Source organism: Sporolactobacillus sp. KGMB 08714, assembly GCF_036598985.1.
Taxonomy (GTDB): domain Bacteria; phylum Bacillota; class Bacilli; order Bacillales; family Sporolactobacillaceae; genus Sporolactobacillus.
In genome coordinates this window covers 75,710-101,302 of the sequence record NZ_JAUUBW010000007.1, presented here as the reverse complement: position 1 = coordinate 101,302, position 25,593 = coordinate 75,710, and the positions used below count along the sequence as shown (strand labels likewise).

15 protein-coding genes and 1 pseudogene are annotated in these 25,593 nt (G+C 45.5%); 9 read left to right on the top strand and 7 right to left on the bottom strand.

Annotated features, from left to right (window positions below):
- Nucleotides 1–248, bottom strand: a pseudogene (locus tag Q6A92_RS04365) (hypothetical protein); the annotation flags it as partial.
- 1,301 nt (nucleotides 249–1,549) lie between these two features.
- Between Q6A92_RS04365 and Q6A92_RS04360 the strand changes: the two are divergent.
- Both Q6A92_RS04360 and Q6A92_RS04355 read left to right on the top strand, forming a co-directional pair.
- Nucleotides 1,550–3,712, top strand: a complete 2,163-nt coding sequence (locus Q6A92_RS04360; protein ID WP_332237173.1) for a glycosyltransferase family 39 protein — start codon at nucleotides 1,550–1,552, stop codon at nucleotides 3,710–3,712.
- A 134-nt stretch (nucleotides 3,713–3,846) separates the two neighbouring features.
- Nucleotides 3,847–4,290, top strand: a complete 444-nt coding sequence (locus tag Q6A92_RS04355; protein ID WP_274398174.1) for a hypothetical protein — start codon at nucleotides 3,847–3,849, stop codon at nucleotides 4,288–4,290.
- 303 nt (nucleotides 4,291–4,593) lie between these two features.
- Here Q6A92_RS04355 and Q6A92_RS04350 read toward each other — a convergent pair whose 3' ends face one another.
- The 4 genes from Q6A92_RS04350 to Q6A92_RS04335 form a co-directional block, all read right to left on the bottom strand.
- Nucleotides 4,594–5,718, bottom strand: a complete 1,125-nt coding sequence (locus tag Q6A92_RS04350) for a glycerate kinase (RefSeq protein WP_274398173.1) — start codon at nucleotides 5,716–5,718, stop codon at nucleotides 4,594–4,596.
- A gap of 70 nt (nucleotides 5,719–5,788) precedes the next feature.
- On the bottom strand, nucleotides 5,789–8,380 hold the full coding sequence (locus tag Q6A92_RS04345; RefSeq protein ID WP_332237172.1) for a glycoside hydrolase family 38 C-terminal domain-containing protein: 2,592 nt from the start codon (nucleotides 8,378–8,380) through the stop codon (nucleotides 5,789–5,791).
- Nucleotides 8,381–8,414: 34 nt separating this feature from the next.
- Nucleotides 8,415–10,337 carry a PTS 2-O-a-mannosyl-D-glycerate transporter subunit IIABC gene (mngA, locus tag Q6A92_RS04340; RefSeq protein WP_332237171.1) on the bottom strand — a complete coding sequence of 641 codons (1,923 nt, stop codon included), beginning with the start codon at nucleotides 10,335–10,337 and terminating at the stop codon, nucleotides 8,415–8,417.
- A 112-nt stretch (nucleotides 10,338–10,449) separates the two neighbouring features.
- Nucleotides 10,450–11,196, bottom strand: coding sequence for a MurR/RpiR family transcriptional regulator (locus Q6A92_RS04335; RefSeq protein ID WP_274398170.1), 747 nt, complete (start codon nucleotides 11,194–11,196; stop codon nucleotides 10,450–10,452).
- Between the two features lie 828 nt (nucleotides 11,197–12,024).
- On the opposite strand from Q6A92_RS04335, the gene Q6A92_RS04330 reads away from it, so the two are divergent.
- From Q6A92_RS04330 to Q6A92_RS04300, 7 genes are all read left to right on the top strand, one after another.
- Nucleotides 12,025–12,666: a TetR/AcrR family transcriptional regulator gene (locus Q6A92_RS04330; RefSeq protein WP_274398169.1), complete on the top strand. Its 642-nt coding sequence runs from the start codon at nucleotides 12,025–12,027 to the stop codon at nucleotides 12,664–12,666.
- 16 nt (nucleotides 12,667–12,682) lie between these two features.
- The gene (locus tag Q6A92_RS04325) at nucleotides 12,683–16,906 is read left to right on the top strand and encodes an acyl-CoA dehydratase activase-related protein (RefSeq protein ID WP_332237170.1); all 4,224 of its coding nucleotides are present in this window, start codon (nucleotides 12,683–12,685) and stop codon (nucleotides 16,904–16,906) included.
- Nucleotides 16,907–17,594: 688 nt separating this feature from the next.
- Nucleotides 17,595–18,236 carry a TetR/AcrR family transcriptional regulator gene (locus Q6A92_RS04320; RefSeq protein ID WP_332237169.1) on the top strand — a complete coding sequence of 214 codons (642 nt, stop codon included), beginning with the start codon at nucleotides 17,595–17,597 and terminating at the stop codon, nucleotides 18,234–18,236.
- On the top strand, nucleotides 18,233–19,114 hold the full coding sequence (locus Q6A92_RS04315) for an ABC transporter ATP-binding protein (protein WP_332237168.1): 882 nt from the start codon (nucleotides 18,233–18,235) through the stop codon (nucleotides 19,112–19,114). Before Q6A92_RS04320 ends, Q6A92_RS04315 begins: the two co-directional genes overlap by 4 nt.
- Before the next feature lie 5 nt (nucleotides 19,115–19,119).
- Entirely contained in the window at nucleotides 19,120–19,923 is an 804-nt protein-coding gene (locus Q6A92_RS04310) for an ABC transporter permease subunit (RefSeq protein WP_332237167.1), read from the top strand.
- A gap of 27 nt (nucleotides 19,924–19,950) precedes the next feature.
- Nucleotides 19,951–20,745, top strand: a complete 795-nt coding sequence (locus Q6A92_RS04305; RefSeq protein WP_332237166.1) for an ABC transporter permease subunit — start codon at nucleotides 19,951–19,953, stop codon at nucleotides 20,743–20,745.
- A 341-nt stretch (nucleotides 20,746–21,086) separates the two neighbouring features.
- Nucleotides 21,087–21,632, top strand: a complete 546-nt coding sequence (locus Q6A92_RS04300; protein ID WP_332237165.1) for an HAD family hydrolase — start codon at nucleotides 21,087–21,089, stop codon at nucleotides 21,630–21,632.
- Between the two features lie 703 nt (nucleotides 21,633–22,335).
- On the opposite strand, the gene Q6A92_RS04295 is transcribed toward Q6A92_RS04300, so the two are convergent.
- Both Q6A92_RS04295 and Q6A92_RS04290 read right to left on the bottom strand, forming a co-directional pair.
- Nucleotides 22,336–23,925, bottom strand: a complete 1,590-nt coding sequence (locus Q6A92_RS04295; protein ID WP_332237164.1) for a class I adenylate-forming enzyme family protein — start codon at nucleotides 23,923–23,925, stop codon at nucleotides 22,336–22,338.
- A 38-nt stretch (nucleotides 23,926–23,963) separates the two neighbouring features.
- The gene (locus Q6A92_RS04290; protein ID WP_332237163.1) at nucleotides 23,964–25,235 is read right to left on the bottom strand and encodes an L-lactate MFS transporter; all 1,272 of its coding nucleotides are present in this window, start codon (nucleotides 25,233–25,235) and stop codon (nucleotides 23,964–23,966) included.
- Nucleotides 25,236–25,593 lie beyond the last annotated feature (358 nt).

Here is a 25,593-nt window from a genome sequence, read left to right as displayed (position 1 = left end):
ATCGCCGTGAATCGCTGATCAACATCATCAAACCGCTGATCGATCGCCGTGAATCGCTGATCAACATCATCAAACCGTTGACCGATCGCCGTGAATCGCTGATCAGCATCATCAAACCGCTTATCGATTGTGCTGAATTGCTGATCTACATTATCAAACCGCCTTTTGTTCTCATTCCTAAGTTCAGCGAATTCTTTTCCCAGCCCGTCCAGCTTTTCTGTGATTTTTATTAATAGTTCTTCGTTCATTTACCTCATCTCCTTATTTTAAATGATTGATCATTGCGATTTCCTTTTTCTTGTTTTAATCGAAAGGGATTCTTTGAATCGTATAACTCGTAAAGCATGATCCCAATTGTAGAAGAAGCCCTTCATAGTATGACTGATGAACCCAGTCGTTAATAGATAATCTGGAGCGGCGCCATTACTCAATTTGACAATTAAATCATGATTTTCTTTTATCTTCCAATCTCATAATCAGGAAAGCGCTGAAAATCTGTAATAGCGGATCAGAAAGCCGCTTCTTGTTGTCCCGGATTTCTTGACTCGTATCATTTTTTCAATAATGATCAAGGAATTGTTTCATTAGAAATGCTCCCATAAAAATCATCTCCTTAATTTTAACATTTTTACGTTGTCTGCTAAATTAAAAAAATACTATATATGTTTACACAGCGGAATAACGCTGAGGGAGTAGCAAGTGGAAGTTCTGAATCTTGAGAAAATCAGGCACTGAGTCAGATAAAGGAAAAAGTTGTCTCACGAAAAATCTGCTGAGTCGTTAATAATTTAAAAATGTTCATTTACGTACAGAAAGAAACTTATGTGGCATCGGCGAAAGAGTTACATGTGCCGGATCATTTCTGCGATGTTTCATCGGTCTGTTCTTTTATCAAAAGGTACTTTATAAATAGATCAAGAGGCACTACCAACGCAGAATATTTGAACGATTTGGCCATTTTTTAAGATGAAGGCTGCCCTTTCGTTTACTGTCGGAGCAAAGGTGAATGTGCTTTCAACAAAATAAGCAGAAAAATTATGGGACAAAAAAGAAGGGGGTTTCAATTGAAAGTTTTTCAATGAATCGCCGGACGGCATTTGCGCAGATACAGCTAAGAAGATCAGTGAACGAGCAAAAACGAATCGGCACTGGGTCCATGAACGCTTTATTCGCCGATGTAAAATATCTTTTCTCATCATTCAGTGAACAAATTATTCAAACCGGAATTTGATCATTCGACAGCTTATTCTTAATCTGTTCATTGATTATCTCATCTCATCCGCCTCTTGTCCATCAATATTTAATTTGGTTTTATTGCTTTTGGCAGGCCCACTTTCGGTTGATTTTCTCGGCTGCTTCATGAGTCCGGCTTTTATCTATCCGTATAGGTATATTTGATTTCTTTCAGCAAAGGCGGACAGAGAAATAAAAGACGCAGCCACGATCATTTATTTATTCACGTTTTCGAAATTCTGTGCGAAAGATTATATCGATGCGCAGTGAGCATTCGTACCAGCCATATGTTGTATGGCGAAGTGAGGACGTGGACATGATTTTACGATTCAAACAGGGGATTCTTTCACTTTTCAGTATTATTTTTGCCATTTGTTTTTCTATCATTCTGTTGATCAGCCTCTTATATCGGCTGTTAATTAAAAGTTACCAGCATATTTTCAGTATGTCGCTCTCACTAGTGCTTTTCTCGACGATTGTCCTTTTGTTTTTTGTAGCCGTCTACCGTATTTTTTCAAAATTAACTCGTTCCGGATTGAGAATCGTGACGATCTGTCTCAGCGCGGCGATCGGGTTAATGGAACTGGCGATGATTATCTTTTTTCATTCAATCCTTCCGCCGAACATTGACGGAGGCCATACATATGGAGAAGCCCTCTATCTGCTGGCGCACGGCCACGCATCGGGAGATGTTTATTTTAAAATCTATCCGAACAACATACCGATCACTGTGCTCAGGTACTGGCTTTATCGTCTGCTTTCGATCGTTCATATTTCCGACTATACGATTATTGATCAGACAGCCTGTGCTGTTGTATTAAATATCAGTATCTATTTTTCCTGGAAGCTTGTTCTGCGCCTGTTTGATGAGAAGATGGCTAATCTTTACCTGCTGATGGCAATGACCTGTTTCCCGCTTTTTCTTTATATCACTTACTTTTATACGGATACGATGGCACTGATGTTCCCCGCCGTGCTCCTCTATCTCTGGTATTTATATCATCGCTCCGGAAAGATCAGGTTCCTTGTTTTATTGGGATTGTTTCTCGGCATCGGTTATGAGATCCGGCCGAATGTTATTCTGTTTCTGCCCGCCCTCGTGATTTATATGCTGTTTGTCCTTAAACCGAAGAAAGTGTTGATCAATCTGATCGTGGTTGCCGTTATGATGGCCGGAGCATGTTATTCTGTCCAGGCTTATAATCGGCATCTCGGCTACATTCCGGACCCTTCTTTGGCCATGCCTTCAGCACACTGGATCATGATCGGATTATCCCGCTATGGAGAATATACGAGTGCGGATTTCAACCTGACGTTTCAGCAGCCGACACGGCAGGCCAAAATAAAGGCAGATCTAAATCAGATCAAAGCAAGAATGGCTCGGAAAAATGTATCGGGCCTCCTTTATCTCTGGGTAATGAAGACCGGCGGGACATGGGGGATGGGGGCGAAAGAATACGATTTCTATACCCGGATCTCTGCCCATCCGACGACGGCCTATCAATATCTTTTCGGCCATCAGAATCGGCTGATACTCTATATCATTCAAATTTTTTATGTGGTTACCATTTTCTTGCTGATCTTTTCAGTTATGAATTACCTGAGGACGAAGCGGATCCGCCTGAATCTCCTGATCCAGATCTGTCTGTTCGGGAACTTTCTCTTTTATACTTTTCTCTGGGAGGCGGAGCCGCGGTACAGTTTGCTCTTCACTCCGTTCATGCTCCTTGGCGCCGTCTTCGGTTTTGACGAATTGCTGTTCAGAATTCAAAAAATGGCGAATTCCCGGGCCGGAAAGATATCAAAAGGGAGATTGATCGAGCTGTCGCTTTCCGGGGTTCTGCTGGCGGGAGTCATCGTCTGCGCCTGGATCAATCTGCCGGGTTATACGCAAAATCGAACGGTGCAAAAGCAATACATTGTCGATCAGGAAGCAACGGCGGGGCTGCAGAGTGCTTTTGTCGACACACATCACACAATCCGTCAGACTTTTCGGGCAACCGGGCCGTTTACCCATGTGTCTATGAATATCCGCGACAGACAGGGGAAGGGTATCTACAATTTTTCCGTCACGGATCTGAGCAATCATCGGCGTTTATTTTCTGAGAATTTTACAAGTGCGCAGGCGAAACCGCAGCACAATTTAATCTTCTCGACAGTAAAGACGAAGCAATCAAAGACGGAGGATCAGATCACTGTCCGGCAAGTCAGCGGCACAGGCAAGGCCAGGCTTGATTTATCGTTGTATGGGAACGGTTATGACCGGGGAAGCATCTATTCCGGCGGCTATTTCATGGAAAACGGTTCAGTCATTAAGAATGCGGTACTGAAATTCCAGGTATACAGCATTCAGAAAAAACCTTATCTGAGTACCGAAAGCTATTACCTGTTATTTTTGCTGCCCGTTCTGATGCTGATTTTCTATGTTTATACGACGCCGAGAGACAAAAAAAGAAAGGTTAAAAGCATTTGTTCGTAAAAAATGGTGAATCCAGCTGACCAATTTTCAGGAGGAAAGTTCTTTAATCCGACATTTACGGTTATTCACCGAACGCCACAATTTTAAACAAGGCTGCGAAAGTTTAATGAAAGAAAAAAGGGGGGATCCTTTTTATGAAAAAAATCTTGGCCGTCCTGTGCGGCATCGTACTCTTGCTTTCTTTAGCAGCCTGCGGCAGCCAGTCCGTCCGGGAAGTCAAAAGCATTCCGGCCAATAAACTGACGGCGCAAGAAAAAACAGCGGTCGATTTTACAGAAGGCCTGTACAGCGGCAATAAATCCAAACAATACAAGGCGATTGATCAATTTGCAGCCCGAACATCAATAAAAGGATTAAAGGAAAAAATCTCCGTGGGCGGATTTCGGCAGCAATTCCATGCGGTCAGCGTCATTAAAGGAAAGAATATCAAAGGTCAAAAGGGCGACGAGTTTGTTGCTTTATTGGAGATGAAGGATCAAAACAATACGGTCAACAAGCGCATCGTTGTGATGGGCAGCAAAGTTCTGCATATCCTTTCGGGAAATACTCAGCCATATGCGAATGAGCTGGGAAGCTGACAGCGGCAAGAAAAGTCGGATCATCGCTCATTTTAAATGCATCATTCCGATTCTTTAGATAAAATCATCTCCTGTTCAGAAATGGACAGGAGATTTTAGATTGAAAAGATTGCTGATTCACTTCAGGAAGAAGACATGTCTAAAGAATATCGAAGAAACTGAAATGAAACATACTCTATGGAATATGTGAATACTGGTATGGCTAGTCATTCATGAGGCCGTTTGACTTCCCCCACAGAATGCCGGTACATCCCATGTTATCTCCCGTGCATCTGGGCGCCGAAGGAATGGAGCCATTATGGTTTAACTAAAAGCTGCATCTATCTTTAAGCGTGCTCCAACTCGTGATGCACATCGGAATAAATTGATTTTTCCCTCACGCATGGCTTGATCAATATTTGTAATAGAGTCGGTAATAGGGAAGACACTGGTCAAACCGGCTTTTTGAAATGCAGCTGACTCTCCTTGCTGCTGACCAACGAAAGCGATGCATTTTTTGTCTGCTTTTTTTGCCAATTGAGCGACTGCAATCGGTACCTTTCCGTGTAAACTTTGTTCGTCCAGCCGGCCTTCTCCGGTCACAACAAGATCGGTATCTTGAATAAGCTTATCCAGTTCACTTTCAATTGCTAAAACCGCAAATCCATTTTCCACTTGACCCCCAATCATACGAAGGGCAAATCCGATTCCTCCCGCAGCACCGTCTCCAGGGTACATTCCCGAATGAAGAGGATCCAAATGCTTTGAATAAATTAAAAGAAGCTGTTCCATCACGGCCGTATTGGCATCACTCAGCCCTTTTTGCGGACCGAACATATGGACAGCACCGGTTTTACCGGTCAGCGGATTGTCTACATCCGTTGCACTAATTAGAGTGATGTTTTTCGTAATTAAATGTGTCAGATCGATTTTAGAAACTCTGGATAAATTTCTTACGACTGGATCTAATTGATTTCCGTTTGGATCAAAGAATCGAGCATCCAGAGCACCGAGCAGACCCATTCCTCCGTCAATCGTGCCGCTTCCGCCGAGTCCGACAATTATTCTCTTTGCTCCCATACCAACTGCCTGGGCGATCAATTCACCGGTTCCATAGGAGGATGTTTCCAGGGGCGTTAGATCAGGTCTTTTTGAAATAAAACAAATCCCCGATGCTGCCGCCACCTCGATGATCGCTGTTTTTTCCTTGGCATACCATGCAAATTCAGCAGTAATCTCTATACCAAAAGGGTTGTGAACGCTTGCTTTAATCAATTCACCGCCGGGTTTGTTATGTAAAAAAGCCGCAACGGTTCCCTCCCCTCCGTCGGCAATGGCTATTTTTCGGGATTTAATACCATATTGAGAAAATGCTTTTTCAACCAGTTCGGCTGCTTCCATACTTGTAAACGATTCTTTGAATGAATCAATCGCAATTAAAGCCCTCATTAAAATTAACCTCCAAAAAAGAAGGCTAAAACGATTTAATGTTTTAGCCATTTAAATTATCTATGAGCGGTCACCTCAGCTTGACTGTAATGACCTGATTTGGCTTCACTTCAACCAATGGACCCGTTACTTGTTCGTTCAAATTTAAAAAGGTTAGCTTCTGGAAATCTGCAGAAAGTTTTTCTGCCCGGTTTGTTGGATTGAATAGCCGCAATAAAATTGAGTCATCCTTTTCAGATATTTTGATTGTTGAAATGACTAAACGGCCAATTCTCGGCAAGTTTAATGCTTCAACCCTTGAAGCCCGTACGGCCGGCGGATTCAAGTGCATGGCTTGAAATGGTATTTGATTATAAGCGATAACAGGTGTCAGATACCGTTTTGCATACTCAGCGACCTCGCAATCTTCAAAGGGTTCTGGATCCATCCTCAGAGCTAAATCTAATTTGAGATGACCTAATAGTTGGGAATCCGGAGTTGGCGCGTTGATGCCCGAGGGACGTCCCGGACGTCGAACTAGATCGGATTTACCGAGCACACCTACACTACGGAGCAAAGTTATGGCCATCGTACCGTGGTTTTCCCCAATCATTTCATACTCTCTCGTGCTGTTTGTGAAGACAGTGGTCGTTGTCCGAGTGTCACTCAGACTGACATAGGAGAGGAATGGATAAATTGCATCAGGACGTTCTGCCCATTTCTCTTTTTGCCAAACGTTCATTGCATCATCGACAACGGGTCGATGAATTTGGCCAAATTGATTATCTGCAATAGAAAATTCTGCTACAGTGTTTGTTGGAATTAAAAGTCTAGTCCGTTGATCTTTAACTTGATTATTCAGATTGACCTCGATAGATATCGTTCGATCATGCTTATGAATTTGCAAATGAAGCCTGACGTTGATATCTGCTGTTTTCGGGTTCATTCGAAGCCTCTCCGATAAATTTGCCGGCACACTTAGAGTATAGTAAATATCGACCTCGTAGGTAAATAGATGTTCCATAATGTGATATTTAGCATTTACACGATTTATGGAGTATATTGGCTTATCATCAGGTAATGGTGAAAAATCATATTCATCACCATCATCAGCCTGATTTTCTAAAACAAGAACCTTTCGGTATCGTTCTCCAGAATCCAAATCGAGTAAATCTATTGTTCCGTCATGATTGACATGTATTTTGTAATAATCTGTTTTAATCTCAGAGGTTAATTTCGTGTCAATTTCTACCTCGGCATCCGGAATGACTTCTAATGTTTCGCAGCCTATATCCGGTAAAGCTCTTTCAAACTGAATCGTATACCCGATAAAGGGTTCATAATTACCGTGTGCAACGATTTGGCGGTCAATGACTCCCGGATCAATAACGTTTTTTGCAATTAAATCATATGAAACAAATTCACCATTAGGTGCCTGTAGTTTAAAACCCGGAGCCTTTGTAATGACTGTAGTTGTTACCAAGCTGGGATCCGTCTTATGGCTCATATTAAAAAGTGTTAATTTATCATTATTGAGTGACACTGGAGTTGCTTCGGCCATTCTTCGTTTATAAAAATCAATCAGACGATCGACTCGTTCTTCAGTGTTACGAAAACGGGCTAGAATTTCACGATGAACTTTATCCGAACAGCAAGTACCGATACTATCGTGGGCATGATTTTTCATCAATTCTTTCCAAATTAATTCCATTAGGCCATGCTGATATGGGATACCCACTGACTTTGCTAAGGAGGCCAACGGTTCCAAAATATTTGTGATTTTATTCTCGATTCGTGTGTTTGCTGCTTTTAAATCCATCCGTGTGCTGTAAATACTGCGATGTATGCGTGCATATTTTCCATCTATCAGCTCACCTTGAATGGTTGCTAGTGATTTTTCTTGATCCAGCACTTCAAAAATTGCTTCATACGTACTTAAGAAAAAATTTCGATTCGGATAAATTTCATTTAGTTCATCTATAATTTCAAAGATATTTTGCTGGATCGGCATTTGATCATGGCCATTCGGAATTAATTCGTGATTCGTTGTCGCTCTCTTATCAAGGGTTAAGAATAACTTATCGATACGATCTTTAAGTTTTTCCTTTTCTGTCGGCAGAAACTTACCAACAGCATAACCTAGCGGAAATTGCTGGACGGTTACTTCCGAGCCCTCTGCAGACCGCCATTTGAATTCGGTTTTATCTGTGCCATGTCTTTCAGACATTCCCCGCCAGAAAATTGAATGTTTAATGCCAAATTGGTTCAAAATTTGCGGCGCCTGAGCACTTTGCCCGAAAGAATCTGGTACGTAACCAATCATCATCGGTTTTCCCAGCTTTTCACTATCCTTTATTCCGTACAATAAGTTGCGGGTCATTGATTCGGCGCCGACAACCATTTCATCGGTTTGCGTGTACCATGGACCTATTTTCAACCGTCCCTCACGGACCAATTGCTTAACCCGTTCATAGTTTTCAGCCTTCGCGTTGAAGTAATCCTCCAAAACAGCGGTTTGCCCATCAAGAACGTAAGTCGGGTAGTCAGGATGTTGTTCAAGCGTATCCATAATTTCATCCATGTTATTAACCAACAGTATTTGTGATTCTTCAGTTGAAAAGTACCATTCGCGATCCCAGTGCATGTGCGGGACAATGTGTATCTGCTTTTCTTTCATTATCATGTCTGTTTATTCCTCTTCTCATCGTTAAACAGATTCAAACAGTTCGTTTTGCAAGTTTATTTAATTTTTGTTTCCTTGTCACAATTAACAATAGAGTAGAAATGATGGCACCAATTAACGCTGCTCCTAACCAGATAATGGCATTCGTCAATCCACTTATTCCGCCTTTTAATAAGAACATCGAGAATATCCCGGCTCCGGGAACACTCAGTCCGACAGCAAAATAAGCGACTATTGCACCTGTAACGATTGAGCCGGCAATAAAGGATCCGATGACCCGAATGGGGTCTGCCATGGCAAATGGAATAGCCCCTTCAGTAATCCCAGCTAAGCCGAGAATCCACGTTTGATTGCCAATCTCACGTTCTTCTTTAGTAAATATATCTTTTTTCAAGTAGCAGGCTGCTGAAACTGAAAATGCCGATACCATCTTAACGGATGCAAAGATACAATACGGAGCGAAATTACCGTTTGCCATAGCACCGAGACTAAATGCATAGGCCGCTTTATTTACCGGCCCTCCCAAATCAAAAGAAACCATCACGCCTATAATTCCGCCCAATAACAAAGCGTTTGCACCGGCCAGTCCGTTCAGCCAATGAACGAGCCCGGTATTTAAAGCAGCAACCGGATTTCCGACAACGAACAGCATCAATACACCGACAATTAAGGAACCGATAACTGGATATATCCAAAAAGTTATGAAGCCGGAAAAAACTCCTTTACTTTTAATATGCTCTTTCATCCATTTCAACAAGTATCCTGCTATTAGGCCAGCCAGCATACCTCCTAAGAATCCGCTATTGATCATTAAAGCGGCCAGTCCGCCGGCAAACCCGGGGCCAAGGGCAGGCTTGTCAGCAATAGAATAGGCCATATACGCTGATAAAACGGGTACCATTAAGGTTCCAAGCATATTGCCGCCTAATGTCTTTAGTATGAATAACCAACTATGCTGGTCCGACAATACAGTCTGCAGTCCAAATGTTTGTGTAATCAATACCACAATTGCCGAGATCATACCGCCTGCAATAATAATAGGGATGATGTAAGAAATACCGGTCAGTACTGAATCTTTGAGTTCAGTCATAAATGATCTTTTTGTCGGTTTTTCTTCTTCGGTAATCTCAATATTGCGTTGAGCCGGATCGAAATGAGCCGCTTTTTCAAGTGCAAAATCCAGCACTTTATTAGCATTCTTAATGGGATCGGCCACAGGTACATCTACTTTTGGCAGTCCTTTGAATCGTTCGGTTTCTTTTAAAGCAACATCGTGCGCGTAGATTACTGCATAGGCCTTAGCTGCCTGTGATTTTGTAATTTTATCCTCAAGTCCTTTGGCGCCCTGTTTTTCGACATGAATGTCAATGCCGCGCTCAGCTGCTGCTTTAGCAAGGGCTTCCGCAGCCATGTATGTGTGTGCGATACCGGCAGCACAAGCAGTGATGGCTACAATCGACGGCTTATTTTTATCAATATTATTTTGTTGTTTTTTTTCTAACCGTTCGCCAAGCAAATGAAACATGTCATCGGCAGTTGCCACATTCATTAAAGATTTTCTATAGTTTTCATCAGCCATTCTGGCAGCTAATTCGGCTAATAACTCTAAATGTGTCGTACCTGCTTCTGCATTGGGAATGGCCAATAAAAATATTAATCTCACCTGATTATCCGGATTCAGACTCGCATAATCTGTAACGACATTCTTTGTCCTGACCACGGCAAAAGCTGCTTCAATGACGGTATCTGATTTTCCATGCGGAATAGCCAGCCCGTTTTCTAAACCTGTGACTGATTCCTCTTCACGATTATAGACTGCTTTGAGAAAATCTTTTTTGGATTTAATTTTTCCAGCCGAGTAAAGTTTATCAACTAAGAAATCGAATACCTCGGCCTTTGTGTTTAAATCGACATCCAAGTAAATTAGACCCGGTGATGTTGCTTTCGTTAGGTCCATTTCAATCCCCCCATTCATTTTCAACTAGACTATATCACCGGCAAAGAAAGCGAATTCATTTTTGGGCAAAAATAAACGACATATCACGCTGAATATGTCGTAGTGTGTAATTTTACACAATGGTATTAAAATAACGATAAAAAAGGGAATTGAGTATGATAAACAGAGGCATCTTATCTGTAAGATTGTATCCATGCCAATTCTTATGGGGGGAGTAACAATAAAGTGCAGTATCAGCCATTTTAGCTAAAGAATTCTTAGTTAAATGTGTAAGAGTTACCAGATAATGATTTTTTTGCTTCGCTTGTTTTCCTACTTTAAGAACCTGAGCAGTTTCACCTGACAGACTCACTAGAAATATGAGGATGTTTTCTTCATTATCTATTTCATAGATAATTTGGTTTTCATAGGTCACGAATGATGTTTTCTGGTTGATTGCATTAAACATATGTGCGAAGTTGCTGGCGACGTAAGCGGTTTCTCCGACAGCAAAAAAAATGATTTTATGTGCCCTGTGCAGTTGACTGACAATATCCAATTCACGTTGAGAATCAATTAGCAAAAACGTCCGCTGAAGCCACTCTTGCTGATGATTGCTTTTTGTACTCATATTGACAGATTGATCATCAATTCCATTTCTTAATTCAATTTTCAACTCGACATACCCACAGTAGCCTAATTTTTTACAAAACCGCATGATGGTATTGGGTACGGTATATATGTGACGAGCAAGTTCGCTGATCGACATCCCAGCCACATCCCGGACATGCTTTTTGATGTAATCGACAAGAGCGTCTTCTGTTTCATTTAATTTATACTGAGCGTTGATAACGCGTTGTTCAAAAGAATTTTTTTGCATCGGATTGCCTACCTGACACATTAGGATTACTTTCAATCTGTCACGAGTGTATAAATGAAGGTGTCTAGACCGACAGAACAGTTTTCGTTTCGTTTTGTGTTATATCCATTGGCATTGGTTAATAATAAAACGATGCTTTCGTTTTGAAATTGTGCTGCATTCCTGTTCATTATAAACCACTTATCATCGATATTTTTAAAAGCTATTCAATTATATAAAAATGTCTCTTTTTGCTTGTTATGATGGGAATGGTAAATCGATTTGCAGAGCATTAAAAGGATGCTTTCAGTCTCAATTTTAAACGCATCATAACAATGATAAAGCTGTCTATCCATTATTTTTGATCTGTCAGCTGGTTATAAGCGTACGGAAGGATCATGGGACGGCACATTGGAACGGTTCGAGCATGCGTCTCTCTGTTATAGGATAATGAACTTGACGAATTGATTCACTGCCATGCCGACCGACGGTGAATAACCAACATGATGACTCACTTCCTGCCGTTTCTGCCCGCTGATCGATCGATCAGCAGGCAGAACACCGCTAAGCATTTATTCATAGATAGGCGCCGCTTTTTCGTGAATAGAATTATGTTTTCTTATAATAGAGACGCATGATGATGAGCAGTTTTGCCCTAACCCTCTTTGTGACGCAGGTATACTAAGCCAGTACATATCCTCGTGATCAGGAACAAATTATATGAGTTCACCCTCTAAATGCCAAAATTCGACAATTTTATGAATACGTCGACTTTCTTCACATCTTCGATTTGAAAGCGTTTATAATCAAACTGAACGGTACAGTTTGACTATATGGGAGTGATCTCCAATGAGCGAACCTGCCAACGAACGTGCAAGGAAGAAAAAAGATCAGATTCTTCGCTCGGCAAAAGAATTATTTATTCAGCAGGGATTTGACGGAACGAGTATGGACGACATCTGCGAACATGCCGGTGTTTCGAAACAGACAATCTACAGTTATTATTCAGGTAAAGATAAATTGCTGTTCGGCGTCATTCGCCATCAACTTTTTCTATTATCGGACGACGGGTTTACCGTTGTCCTCGATCAGCTTGATTTTTCTACTCCCGATCGAATCGAGGCGTCGCTCAGCTATTTTGCCGGACAGTTGATCGATTACTTTATGAAGGCGGATTATTTGCAATTGGCACGAATCGTCGTCGCCGAGGTGGTCCGTTATCCGCAGCTGGCGCGTCTTTTCCGCGAGGCGGTCCCGCTTCGGGGCCTGAGCAATGTCGAACGAATGCTGGAAATGGCTAAGCAGTCGGATTATGTCGAGATCGACAATGTGGAGATTGCTGCCCGGGGTTTTGTCGGCATGTTGCTGACCTACATGTTTATCGACGGCGTCCTTGCCGGCGACGACCGGGCGGATAAGCCGACGCAGGAGCAAATTCATGAAATCGTTCGTTTTTATCTGCCGTCGATTCTGACGGGCAGCCGGGCGTAAAAGGAGGAGAGGGGAAATGAGACTTCACGTTGGCTTGGATATTGGCTCGACCACGGCAAAAATGGTAGCGATCGATGAAACGCATCGACTTGTATTCAAATCATACCGGCGTCATTTTTCCGAAATCAAAAAGGCGTCGATCCGTCTGCTGAGCGATTTGGCGGAAAAATTTCCCGGAGCCGAATTCAGGATCCACGCTAGTGGGTCATCTGGAATCGGTGTGGCGGAGCAGCTTGAGGTCCCCTTCGTGCAGGAAGTCGTCGCCTGTACGAAGGCGGTGCAGGCCAGTGATCCGACAGTCGATGTCGTGATCGAACTGGGCGGGGAAGATGCGAAAATCATCTATTTGAGCGGCGGCATGGAGCAGCGGATGAACGACGCCTGTGCGGGCGGGACGGGTGCGTTTATCGATCAGATTGCTTCGCTGCTTGAAACCGATGCTGCCGGACTCAATCGGCTTGCGGCCGGATCGGATCGGATCTACCCGATTGCGTCGCGTTGCGGAGTTTTTGCTAAAACGGATATTCAGTCGCTGATCAACGACGGGGTCAGTCGCGAGAATATTGCCGCTTCCGTCTTTCAGGCCGTTGTCAATCAGACGTTATCCGGCTTGGCCTGCGGCCGGCCGGTCCGCGGCAACGTGGCTTTTCTCGGCGGGCCGCTGACGTTTATGCCCGAGTTGCGCCGCCGGTTTATGGAGACGCTGCACCTGAGCGACGAGCAGGTGATGCGTACAGATAACGGCCAGTATTTTGTCGCGATCGGTGCGGCGATGGATAAGAGTGAAGGGAAAAAAGTCGATGTCGGCCGTTTAATCAGCCGCCTGCAGACCATGAGCGCGACGGGGAAAGAGCTGGCGTCGCATCGAATGGCGCCGCTGTTTGCCAGCGAGGCGGAACGGACGGCGTTTGAGCAGCGTCATGCCCGCGCCAAAGTCCGCCGCGGCGATCTGGGCAATTACAGCGGTCCCGCTTACCTTGGCGTCGATGCCGGATCGACAACGACTAAGATCGTGCTGACTGGAACGGACGACCAGATCCTGTATGATTTTTATCAGGGTAATAAAGGCAATCCGGTGGCCGCCGTACGCAAAGGCCTGCGCCGTCTTTACGACGTGCTGCCCGCGCAAGTCCACATCGCTTATTCGCTGGCCACCGGTTATGGCGAAAAATTGGTCCAGGCCGCTTTTCGGCTCGACGGCGGCGAAGTCGAGACAATTACCCATTATAAGGCAGCACGCCGCTTTCAGCCGAATGTCGATTTTATCATCGACATCGGCGGTCAGGATATGAAATGCATGAAGATTAAGAACGGTGCCATCGACCGAATTATGCTCAACGAAGCTTGCTCATCCGGCTGCGGCTCGTTTCTGGAAAATTTCTCCGGTACGCTCGGTTACTCGGTGAAGGATTTTTCGCAAATGGCGCTTTCCTCCCAGGGACCAGTCGAACTCGGATCGCGCTGCACGGTGTTTATGAATTCGAAAGTCCGCCAGGTGCAGAAAGAGGGGGCGGAAGTGGCCGACATTTCTGCCGGTCTCGCTTACTCGGTCATTGCCAATGCCTTGTTTAAGGTAATCAAGATGCGGCATGTCGATGAGATGGGCGATCACATTGTCGTGCAGGGAGGCACTTTTTTAAATGAAGCCGTGCTGCGGGCATTCGAGAAAATGACCGGTAAGGAGGTCGTGCGTCCTGATCTGGCCGGGTTGATGGGTGCTTACGGCTGTGCGTTATTGGCACGCGAGCGCAGTCGCTCGGATGGCCGCTCAACCGTACTGCCGCCGGAGAAACTGGCAGCATTGACGGTGAAAATTACTTACGGCCGCTGCAAGCAATGTGCCAATCGCTGCCGACTGACGATCAACCGTTTTCCCGACCGCCGCGTGTTCATCACCGGCAACCGCTGTGAGCGCGGTGCCGGTCTGCCGAAGAAAAAGCGGACCGAGGCCAATTTGGCAGAGGAGAAGCTGCACAAGCTGTTCGACCGGCCGAGCTTGAGCGAAGAGGACGCGGTACGCGGAACAATCGGCATTCCGCGGGCACTGAATATGTATGAAAATTATCCGTTCTGGCATCGCTTTTTTAGCGAACTGAAATTTCGCGTCGTCCTTTCCGAACGCTCCGGGCTGCTCAACTATCAAAAGGGAATGGAGACGATCCCGTCGGAGGCCGTCTGCTATCCGGCCAAACTGATGCACGGCCAGATCGTCAATCTGGTCGAAAAAGGCGTGCCGGCGATTTTTTATCCGGCGGTCGTTTTTGAACGGAGGGAAAATGATGAGCAGGACAATCATTACAATTGCCCGATCGTCTCGTCCTATCCGGAAGTGATTCGCGTCAATATGACGATTTTAAAAGAACGCCATGTTCGTTTCATTCAGCCGTTTCTCTCTATGGATCGACTTGATTCGGTTGCAGGAGAATTGCAGAAATGTTTTCCCGATATCCCGGCGGCCGAGCTGAATCAGGCGCTGGCAAAGGCGAAAGAAGAAGACGCGGCTTTTCACGCATGGATCCGCCGGCGCGGTCGCGAAGTCGTTGCCGGACTTGAGGCATCAGGGAAGACGGGAATTGTCCTTGCCGGGCATCCTTATCACCTTGATCCGTTTGTCAACCACGGCATTCCCGACGAAATCGCCCGGATGGACATGGCCGTATTGACCGAGGATTCCGTTGCTTCGCTGGCAAAGCATAAAATTTCACAGCCGGTCGTCAACCAGTGGACCTACCACAGCCGGCTGTACCGCGCCGCCGAAGCAGTCAAGGAGCATCCGAATCTCGAACTCGTACAGATGACGTCGTTCGGCTGCGGACTGGACGCGATCACGACCGATGCGGTGCAGGAAATCCTTGAACGCGGCCACAAGCTTTATACGTGGATCAAAATGGACGAAAATAACAATCTTGGCGCCGCACGCATCCGTCTGCGCTCAATGAAGGCAGCGATCCGCGAGCGGAAAAAATTACAACAGCCGGCCGGGGAGGAACCGCTTCCGCCGTCACCGCCGGTATTCACAAAAGCGGAGCGGAAAACCTATACGATTCTCTCGCCGCAGATGATCCCGACACACTTTATCCTGTTTGAGAAGGCGTTTCGCCGTCACGGTTATCGATTGAAAGTACTGGAGAAGCAGACGCGCGCCCAGATTGACGAAGGCCTGAAATATGTCAATAACGATGCCTGCTTCCCGGCGATCATCACCATCGGCCAGCTTGTCTCGGCACTTAAATCGCAGGACTGCGATCCCGAGCGGACGGCGGTGATCATGACGCAGACCGGCGGCGGCTGCCGGGCAACTAATTATCTGGCACTGCTGAAAAAAGCGCTGGTCAGTGCCGGCTTTGGACAAGTCCCGGTTCTGTCGCTGAACCACTCCGGCATGGAGCGGCAGCCCGGCTTCCGGATAACACTGCCGATCGTCAAAGAACTGGTCGTCTCGGCCTGCCTCGGCGATCTGCTGTTAAAATTGCGTTTCGCCGTCCGTCCCTACGAAGTCGAGCGGGGGCGGACAGACCGAACGTACCGCCTCTGGCTCAGGCACTGCGCAGACCTGCTTGATCACTTTAGTATGAAAAACTATCAATCTCTGATCGAGAAAATGATCGCCGACTTTGACCGGATCGTCGTGCGCCCGGCACATAAGCCGAAAGTCGGCATTGTCGGCGAAATCTACGTTAAATTCAGTCCGTTTGCCAATAACGGGCTGGTCGAGACGATTGAACGAGAAGGCGGCGAAGCGGTTATTCCTGATTTTGTAAACTTTTTCCTGTATGGCCTGTATAACCATCGCTTCCGTGAAGAACACCTCGGCAAAGGGAAGCTGCCTGTCCTGAGGGGAATGGTCGGCCTGCACTTTGTGGAACACTATCGCCGTCCGATCTGCCGCGCTCTGGAGTTGAACGGCCGTTTTGCAGCGCCGCAACCGATCGGGCGGATTGCCGAAACCGCGTCGTCGCTGCTGAGTATCGGCAATCAGATGGGCGAAGGCTGGCTGCTCCCCGGCGAGATGGCCGAATTGCTCAATGCCGACGTAAAAAATGTTATCTGTGTTCAGCCGTTTGCCTGCCTGCCGAATCACGTGCTCGGACGCGGCATGTTCCGCGCCCTGAAAAGAAATCATCCGGACGCCAACCTGATCTCAATCGATTACGATGCCGGGTCCAGCAAGGTCAACCAGGATAATCGAATTAAACTGCTGCTGAGTTTAGCGAAGGAAGGTGCCGAAGAGACTGTCTGAGAGGTTTTCTCAACCATTCTATCGTCTATATTAAAAAAGATGCTAAATTCAGCAAATATCTGATGAACCGCGAAGTCGCATCATCCGCGAAATCTTGCAAATTTTTGAGCAACGGCGCATTTCCGGCTGTACATCGGGAGAAACATTTCCAATTGATGCAGCAGCGATATTCCAATGATAGGTTCGGTAAGTAAGTGCTTGCCGGCCTTTTTATTTATGGAATTTGTTGCAGCTCAAGACTAATACCTCTGAGAAAAATCAGTTTAGGCAGGATGAGCCCGCCGTTAGAAGATGGCCGGATACTGCGCCTTTGCTCACTGATTCACAGCAGAAGCGCGGGTATTGACGCGATTTTTTCTCTCGACTGGATGTTGCGACAGTTTAAGTAATAAACAACATGATTTTTTTCAGGTTTGAAAAAGCTTATAAGTTTCATGCCCACTTTATTTTTCGTATATCATGCATTTGCATGAAAAAGTTCTTTTCCTCAATTGCAAACCGCTCATTTCTTCCCTCTGAATTCTCTGTCCACGGCGACGGTTCAGAATCATAATTTTCTTTAATCATTCGATGAATCAACCTAAAAGATGCGAAGAATTGCATAAAATTGTCGCTATTGACCAAAATGGTTTATAACGTTATAATGCTTATAAACCAATTCGGTTTATAAAAAGAAAGGAGGAATAGTGTGACATCATTGGAACATTTCCGCAAGATACCGCTTGAAAAACAAAATAGGATCATTAATGCGGCACTGTCCGTATTCGGCACGAACGGTTACAGAAAAACATCGGGGCAAGATATTGCCGACGCCGCCGGGATCTCGAAAGCGATGTTATTTTATTATTTCGGAACAAAGAAGGCGTTATATCTTTATTTACTCGATTTGTGCGGTAAAACACTCATGGACGGGGTTAATGACAAGTTTGATCCGCGAATCAACGATTTTTTCGAACGAATCAAACTGGCCGGCGATATTGAAATGGAAATACTGAAAAAGCGTCCGGCGATCATATCTTTTCTGGACAGTGCCACACATGAAAGCGAGGCTGCCGTCAAAGCGGATATACAGGCCCGCATGGCCTCTGAACAGGCTGCTGCTTTTCAAAGAAATATCGCCTTTAACGGGATCGATATGTCGAAATTTAAACAAGGTATCGACCCAAAACTGATTGTGAAGATGTTGCTGTGGATGTCCGAGGGGTATTTCAGCGATATGACTTCAAAAGAGCATCCGGATCTGGAAATGTTTTATCGGGATTATTTGAACTGTCTGGAACTGCTCAGAAAGGTCTGTTACAGAGAAGATAAGGGGGACAATGAATCATGAGTGTGATTGAGACGAAAGGATTGACGAAGTCGTACGGGAAATCACGAGGTATCGTCGATGTGAATCTGAGCGTGGAATCCGGAGAAGTGTTCGGCTTTATTGGCCCGAACGGTGCGGGAAAATCGACGACGATCCGGACACTGCTCGGACTGATTCGTCCGACGGGCGGGACGGCTACGATTTTCGGCAAAAGCTGCTGGCATCATCCGGAAGTTCGCCGTGACCTCGGTTATTTACCTTCGGAAGTTTTTTATTACGATAAAATGCGGGTTATCGATTTGCTGAACTATTCCGCCAGTTTTTATAAAAAAGATTGCACGGAGCGGATTCACGAATTGGCGGGGATCCTGGATCTGGATCTGAAAAGAAAGATCAACCGTCTCTCCTATGGCAACCGCAAAAAGGTCGGCATCGTCCAGGGACTGCTTCATGATCCGAAACTGGTTATTCTGGATGAACCGACGGGCGGACTGGACCCGCTGATTCAGCAAAATTTCTTCCAGTTAATCCGCCGGGAGAAGGAGAGGGGGGTCACGGTCTTCTTCTCGTCGCACATTCTCAGTGAAGTTCAGAAACTGTGCGACCGGGTTGCTTTTATTAAAGAAGGGCGGATTATCCGGATTGAGAAAATCAGCACCCTTCAGGAAAATAATTATAAGCGGATCAATCTCGCAGCCAAAAACGCCATCGATAAAGAGACATTCCGCATTGAGGGCATAAGTGCACTGATGGTTAAAAACAATCAGGCCAGTTTTATGTTCAAAGGGGACTTGAATCCGCTCATTCAGCAGATTGCCTCTCTGGATCTGCTCAACTTGTCGATCAACGAACCGGATCTTGAGGAAATCTTCCTGCATTACTACGAAAAGGGGCGATGAGCATTATGAACATCTATCTGCATGAGTTAAGGACGTTGCGAAAATCAACGGTGCTCTGGGCCGTATGCCTGTCTGCGATAGCTGGTCTCTTTTTCTTGCTCTACCCCGGGCTTGAGTCGGATGCGAAAGATTTTACGAAACTGCTTGCCAATTATCCGCCTCAGATTCGGGCGATGCTGGGCATTAACCTGAATTTTATTACATCGATACTCGGGTTTTATTCGTTTATTTTTACGTTCATTATTCTCGGTGCTGCCATCCAGGGGATGAACCTCGGCCTGGCGTCGCTTTCCAGAGAGATGCGAATGCGTACAGCCGACTTTCTGCTGGTCAAGCCGGTATCGCGCCGGACGATTGTTACGGCCAAGCTGCTGGCTCCGCTGACGTCGTTGGTCATCGCCGATGCCTTTTATTACGTCGTGGTGCTCATCTTTGCTGAGGCGGCGAGTACAGGGAGCTACGATGGAAAAACTTTTTTTCTGATCAATCTGACGATTTTATTCATACAACTGATTTTTTTTGCAATCGGAATGGCGATTTCAGCTTTCTACAGCAAAATGAAAACGATCCTGCCGCTGTCGCTTGGCATAGTCATCGGTCTTTACATGATCGGCGCGCTTGTAAAATCCGGCGGAAATAACGATGCGGTCCGTTATCTGCTGCCCTTCAATTATTTTCAGACTGCTTATATCATTGAGCACACCGCCTACGAGGGCCCCTATCTGATTGCGGCGGTAGTGATTGTTGCAGTGGCGATTGCCACCGGCTATATCGTCTATACACGAAAAGATATCGACGCGGCGGCCTGACGTCGGCTGAAAAGGAGAATTTCAATCATGAACATTTTTATCCGGGAGTTGAAAGCCAACCGGACGGCTCTGATTGTCTGGAGCGTCTGCATGATTATCGGCGTACTGAGCGGGATGAGCAAATATGAAACCTATTCGTCCGGGGGAGCGGCAGGCCAGGCATTGACCGAATTGCCGCGAAGCATGCGTGCCCTGCTAGGTATGGGCTCATTCAATGTATCCGTCATGAGCGGTTACTTCGCTTTCCTGTTTTCTTATATTGAAATTGCGTTAACGATTCATGCCGTCCTACTCGGCAGCGGCATCATCTCCAAGGAAGAACGCGACAAGACAACTGAATTCCTGATGGTCAAACCGATTTCGCGAGCCGGCGTCATCACGGCTAAAATGATGGCCGCATTGGTAAATTTGTTTCTGCTTAATCTGATAACTTTGATTTCGTCGCTGGTTTTTGTCTCAGCCTATAATAAAGACACCGATATTACCGGTGAAATTATTACCTTCTTCATTGCCTTGTTTCTTGTTCAGCTGATGTTCCTTTCCCTCGGCGCGCTGCTTGGCGCGTCGATTAAGGGAGGAGGAGCGTCCGGATCTTGGTCCGTCACAATTCTTCTGATCGGCTACTTAATTGCCAAAGTTACCGATATCAATGAAAAACTCGACGCGCTGAACGTGCTGTCGCCGTTTAAATATTTCGATTACGGCGATATCGTCCGCGGCGACGGACTCACCGTGTCGAGCGTGGCGTTCACCCTTGTGCTTGTCATACTGTTTTTCACAGGGACATACTTTTTTTATAACCGGCGCGATCTGAGCGTTTGATTTTGCATCAATGCCGCAGTCAGTCATGCAGCCGCTCAGGTATGGCAAAAAAATTTCTAACGGATTCAATATTATGATGACTGGGACAGACCACTGTGGGTGTTGCACTGCCAGCGTCAGACGAACCGCGAAGTGATAAAAGCCGCCCCGCTACCGACGATGTTTCATCAGAAAAGGGCGGCTTTTTAAGTTTCTGATTTGTCATTTTGATGACCAGGCCCCTAAAAACACTCAAGTCCGTCAAAGGATCAGAAATTCTATCGAAACTTGTAAAGAAAACGAGGGGTCAATTAGACCTGCCGTCTTTGAAAATGGAAAAGTTTTAAGAGAGGGTGAGGCGTATGATTACGCACGTGATCTGGGATCTGGGCGACACAATAAATACTTCTCCACATGAAGGCCTGGACAGAAAACCGCTGTATGAATATCCTGAAGTTCAGTTGCGATTGCATGTTAAAGAAACATTGTTCCGTCTGGAGCAAATGGGGTTAAAACAAGCGGTTTTAAGCAATACAGCATACAGCGACAGCGAGATGGCCGGAAAAATGCTGGAAAAGTTAGGTGTCGGTCACTACTTTACATTTGTTTATGCCACACAATCGGAACTGGAGGAAGGGAAGCCGCAAAAGCCGGATCCGGAAGTTTTTGATTTTATGATGCGCAAGCTGCAAATCCATCGGTCGGAAGCGGTCATGATCGGCAACTCCTGGGATAACGACATTCTGGGGGCGAATGAAAGCGGCATCCATGCGATCTGGCTGACTAATCAGGAAATTGCCGTCCGCCGGAACGTGACGAAAAAAGTGCAAACGCCTCCGTGGATCATTCCCGTTCACGATGTCGGGAATATTCCCGATGCCCTCGGACTGCTCATGCAGCTGCCATAAAATAAATCTTCATAAGATAACGGACTTTTTTAGACTGAATAGTTGTGACCGCCGGACAGGCACGGTTTTGGACGTTCAAAAATTTCGTTCGCCGTGCCGTTTCGCTTAGTAAGGATATACGAAAAACCCGGCCTGGGCCGGGTGCCATACATACTTAAAAATGTATCAAACTTACTTTTGAAGTGTGCCGGGACCTGTTCCGGAGCCTGTACCCGGCCCTGTACCCGGTGCTGTTCCCGGACCGGTAAATGGTCCCGTTCCGAGACCTGATTGATTAGCCATCGTCCTAACCTCCCTTTGCGGTTTACTATTAGCTATGTATTTATTTAGACAAGGGGAACGGCCGATTCATCAGAGAAAGTGTATTTCCCCGTATGATTCACCGTATCGCAAGCGGCTTATTATAAACAAAATGCCTGTCTCTCAGGCCTTTATTTCAATTGCTCATACAGTACTGTTCATTGTATTATGCAAAGTAAAAGAGCCGTTCAATTGATGATTTAAAATAATCAGTCCAAAAGTTGTTTCAGTGTTTATTAGGGCAAGGCCGCATCCTTTGGTGGGGATGCAGGAAAAAAAAGCTCTGAAATCATGTGGGATCTTCAGATTTCAGAGGATAAATGGCTTATGAAAACTGCTGTTTGTCATTAATTAAGGACTGTTTCTGTCGTGATCCTTGTTGCCGAATATGCGCGCCCCGAGATTATCTTAATACTCCTTTCAGGTCATGGATACACTCTTCGCGTAAAGCGTTCTTGTCAATTTTTCCGACCCCATTCAGCGGAAAACGGTCAATAAAAAAGATATGATCGGGAACCTTATACGAGGCAACTTTATTTTTTAAATAGTTTTTCAACGATTCTGCAGAGACGGCCATCTGATAATCCGATTTGATCTTAATGACGGCGCAGATCACTTCTCCGAGAACGGTATCGGGTAAACCAATGATACATACTTCTTCTACAGCTGGATGAGCATGATAAAGCATTTCGAGTTCCCACGGAAAGACGTTGTATCCGCCACGAATGATCATCTCTTTCCTGCGCCCTACAATGTACAGATAGCCCCGGTTATCCATTTTTGCCAGATCTCCTGTAAAAAACCAGCCGTTGCTGTCAAATGCCGGATGATCCGGCATCTGGAAATATCCCTTCATGACGCCCGCTCCCCGGCAGGCCAGCTCGCCGACACTGTTTGTGGGAACTTCAGTTCGCTGTTTGTTTATTATCTTAATCTGCGTTTCCCGAGTCACTCGTCCGACCGATCGGGATCGATGGTCATCATCATCGTTAAAATCGGTAAAAGTCACGCCTCCCGATGTCTCAGTTGCTCCGTAGGAGACAATTATATTGCAATGCATGTCAGAACGGATTTTTTTTACTACCTCGACAGGACATGGAGCACCGGCGATGAGACCGGTACGTAATTGATTGGGTTTTATTTTTTTAAAATCCGGATGGTTCATTTCCAGAATAAACATTGCCGGGACACCATAATGCACGGTCACCTGTTCCTTCTGAAGAAGACGGAGTGATTGATCCGCATGAAAACTTTCCGAGAAAACGATTTTTCCTCCGGAAAAAAGCGAAGTAAGGATTCCCGGAATTAACCCGAAGACATGGAAGACCGGTACAGGGACATAAAATACATCGTTGCGGGTGCAGTGCAGGTTGTTTTTAATATTTATTGCACTGAAAAGCAGATTATTATGGCTGAGCATCACTCCCTTAGGTTCTCCCGTCGTGCCGGAAGTGAATAAAATGACAGCCGTTTCTGTCCCGTCGGTGTTGATACAGGGACAGCCGCTTAATTTCGTCCCATTTTTCACAAGATCATCAAAAGAGAATAATTCTTTGTGTTCGGCCTGGCGAGAACGGACACAAATTATGTGATCCAGTCTATCCGCCTTTTGTTGCTTTTTAAAGTAGCGTATGTTTACATCGCTGCTTTTGCAAAAGACTGCTTGGATCGTTATCCGTGAAAAAATATCATCCCATTCTTTTTCTCGGCAGGCCGGATTGCAAGGAATAAGGATTGCACCTATCTTTGTCAGAGCCAGAAAAATAGAGATAAATTCTGATCCGTTCGGCAAAGCGGTGATAATTTTGTCGCCTTCCTGTATTCCTAACTGCAGAAGTCCGGAAGCGGCCGCTTCAATTTCCTGCAATAACTGTTTATAAGTCAGTCGGCGTCGACCGTCATATACCGCTTCTTTGTCCGGATCATGTGCCAATTGTTTACGAAGCTGATAAAAAACTGTGCGGCCCCTCTCAGGCTGGCTATCCTTCCCCACTTTTTAAACCTCCCTAGCAGTCGGGGTTAATAAGAGTATTAAGCGCTTTTAGCTGTTGAACTTCCGTTTTTAGATAATTTATTTCTGACGATTAGCAGGTAAACAATGGTTGCAGCAATGCCGATCAGGCTGCAAAACATGGCGATATAGAAAGCACCGGCAAAATTTCCATGATTTTGTGCAGCAATCGAAACGGCCAGCCGAGGTCCGAAGAATGCGGCGACGGCATAGCCGATAAATGTAATACCGTAATTGACACCGTAAAATTTCACTCCGAAGTTCTCAGTCACAATCGTTGGCATGATGCCCATCGTTCCGCCGAAGCAAAGGCCGATAAAGATGACTGCGATCAGCAGCAGAATCGGAGAAGCTGTATTTGCCAGCAGGAAAAGCATGATCCCAAGGACGGCAAAGATAGCGATCAGTGAATAATAACGACCGATTCTGTCGGAAACGGCTCCCCAGACAACCCGGCCCAGACAGTTGCTGAGTGAATAGAAGCTAACATAAAATGCAGCAACAGTCGCTGATAATGCGAACATCGACTCGCCGATTTGCGCCACGTTGGAAGCGATCATCAGGCCGGAAAGTGTACCGATAGCGAACATAATAAAGATTAGATAGAAACGAAAAGTGCCGAGCATTTTATACCAGGGAAGGCCCTCACTGTTTTCCGCATTTTTCTTAACAGCCGCAGGCGGTGTCCATCCCCTCGGGGTGTAGTCGACCGGGGCTGTTTTCATAAGTAAGCCGGCAAGGAGACAAATCACAATAAAAATAAAACCGACGATCCGAATGGCAACAAGGACGTTGAATTGCTGAATGAGAGCAGACAGCAGCGGTGCAAAAATGATTGCCGAACCACCATTGACAGCAGTTATAAGTCCCATAGCCAGCCCCCGTTTATCCGGGAACAGCCGTGTAATGTTTCCTAAACAGCCGGAGTAAGCAAACGGCGATGCGAGGCCGGAAATTACTCCGTAGGTCAAATAAAGCATCGGAAGATTGGTTGAAAAACCTGTCAGAAAATAGCCGGCGCCATAGCCGATACCGCCAATCAGGACACAGAGTTTGGCATGGTTTTTATCGACGATTTTTCCGGCGATAATCATTGAAATAGGTGCCACTGCCAAATTAATTGTAAAAGCGAGGACTACTTGTTCCGCGCTCCATCCATGTATGGCGGCAAGGGGACCCTCAAGTACACTGAAGGCATAAATTGAACCCGTACATACCATGACAAACATGGCAGCAATCATTATTTGCCAACGCGGAAAATCATGTGATTGAACTGTTTCAGTATCAGACATTAATTTCTCCCTCCTGTTTCATTGAAATGTGAGAGAGCGCTCTCTTTTTACATACCTATCATTGAACGCGGGGAAGGCTTTGTAAAATACATTAAATTTATAGCAGACTATAAATATTTTTTGGATTCCCGGGTATCCGGCGGAAGGACTTGAAGACTTTATAATGAGAGTGATAGGACGGATTGACGTTCGTATTTGTTTGATCTATTGATCGATATGAGCGGAGACATCCGGATCTGAATATCTGTTGAAAAACAGTCGATTTTTTGTGGCGATACTGTCGATACGTCTGCTGATATAATTTGATTAGCGTGGATGAAAATGACGGCTTAAGAAAGAAGGAAGGGGGGTACTAGGA

What these genes read in the sequence shown, in the direction of transcription:
- Q6A92_RS04310 (WP_332237167.1), top strand. Translation starts at nt 19,120, where the DNA reads ATGAACATCTATCTGCATGAGTTAAGGACGTTGCGAAAATCAACGGTG.
- Q6A92_RS04345 (WP_332237172.1), bottom strand. Translation starts at nt 8,380, where the DNA reads ATGATAATGAAAGAAAAGCAGATACACATTGTCCCGCACATGCACTGG.
- Q6A92_RS04355 (WP_274398174.1), top strand. Translation starts at nt 3,847, where the DNA reads ATGAAAAAAATCTTGGCCGTCCTGTGCGGCATCGTACTCTTGCTTTCT.
- Q6A92_RS04330 (WP_274398169.1), top strand. Translation starts at nt 12,025, where the DNA reads ATGAGCGAACCTGCCAACGAACGTGCAAGGAAGAAAAAAGATCAGATT.
- Q6A92_RS04290 (WP_332237163.1), bottom strand. Translation starts at nt 25,235, where the DNA reads ATGTCTGATACTGAAACAGTTCAATCACATGATTTTCCGCGTTGGCAA.
- Q6A92_RS04325 (WP_332237170.1), top strand. Translation starts at nt 12,683, where the DNA reads ATGAGACTTCACGTTGGCTTGGATATTGGCTCGACCACGGCAAAAATG.
- Q6A92_RS04350 (WP_274398173.1), bottom strand. Translation starts at nt 5,718, where the DNA reads ATGAGGGCTTTAATTGCGATTGATTCATTCAAAGAATCGTTTACAAGT.
- mngA (WP_332237171.1), bottom strand. Translation starts at nt 10,337, where the DNA reads ATGGACCTAACGAAAGCAACATCACCGGGTCTAATTTACTTGGATGTC.
- Q6A92_RS04300 (WP_332237165.1), top strand. Translation starts at nt 21,087, where the DNA reads ATGATTACGCACGTGATCTGGGATCTGGGCGACACAATAAATACTTCT.
- Q6A92_RS04315 (WP_332237168.1), top strand. Translation starts at nt 18,233, where the DNA reads ATGAGTGTGATTGAGACGAAAGGATTGACGAAGTCGTACGGGAAATCA.
- Q6A92_RS04360 (WP_332237173.1), top strand. Translation starts at nt 1,550, where the DNA reads ATGATTTTACGATTCAAACAGGGGATTCTTTCACTTTTCAGTATTATT.
- Q6A92_RS04335 (WP_274398170.1), bottom strand. Translation starts at nt 11,196, where the DNA reads ATGCAAAAAAATTCTTTTGAACAACGCGTTATCAACGCTCAGTATAAA.
- Q6A92_RS04305 (WP_332237166.1), top strand. Translation starts at nt 19,951, where the DNA reads ATGAACATTTTTATCCGGGAGTTGAAAGCCAACCGGACGGCTCTGATT.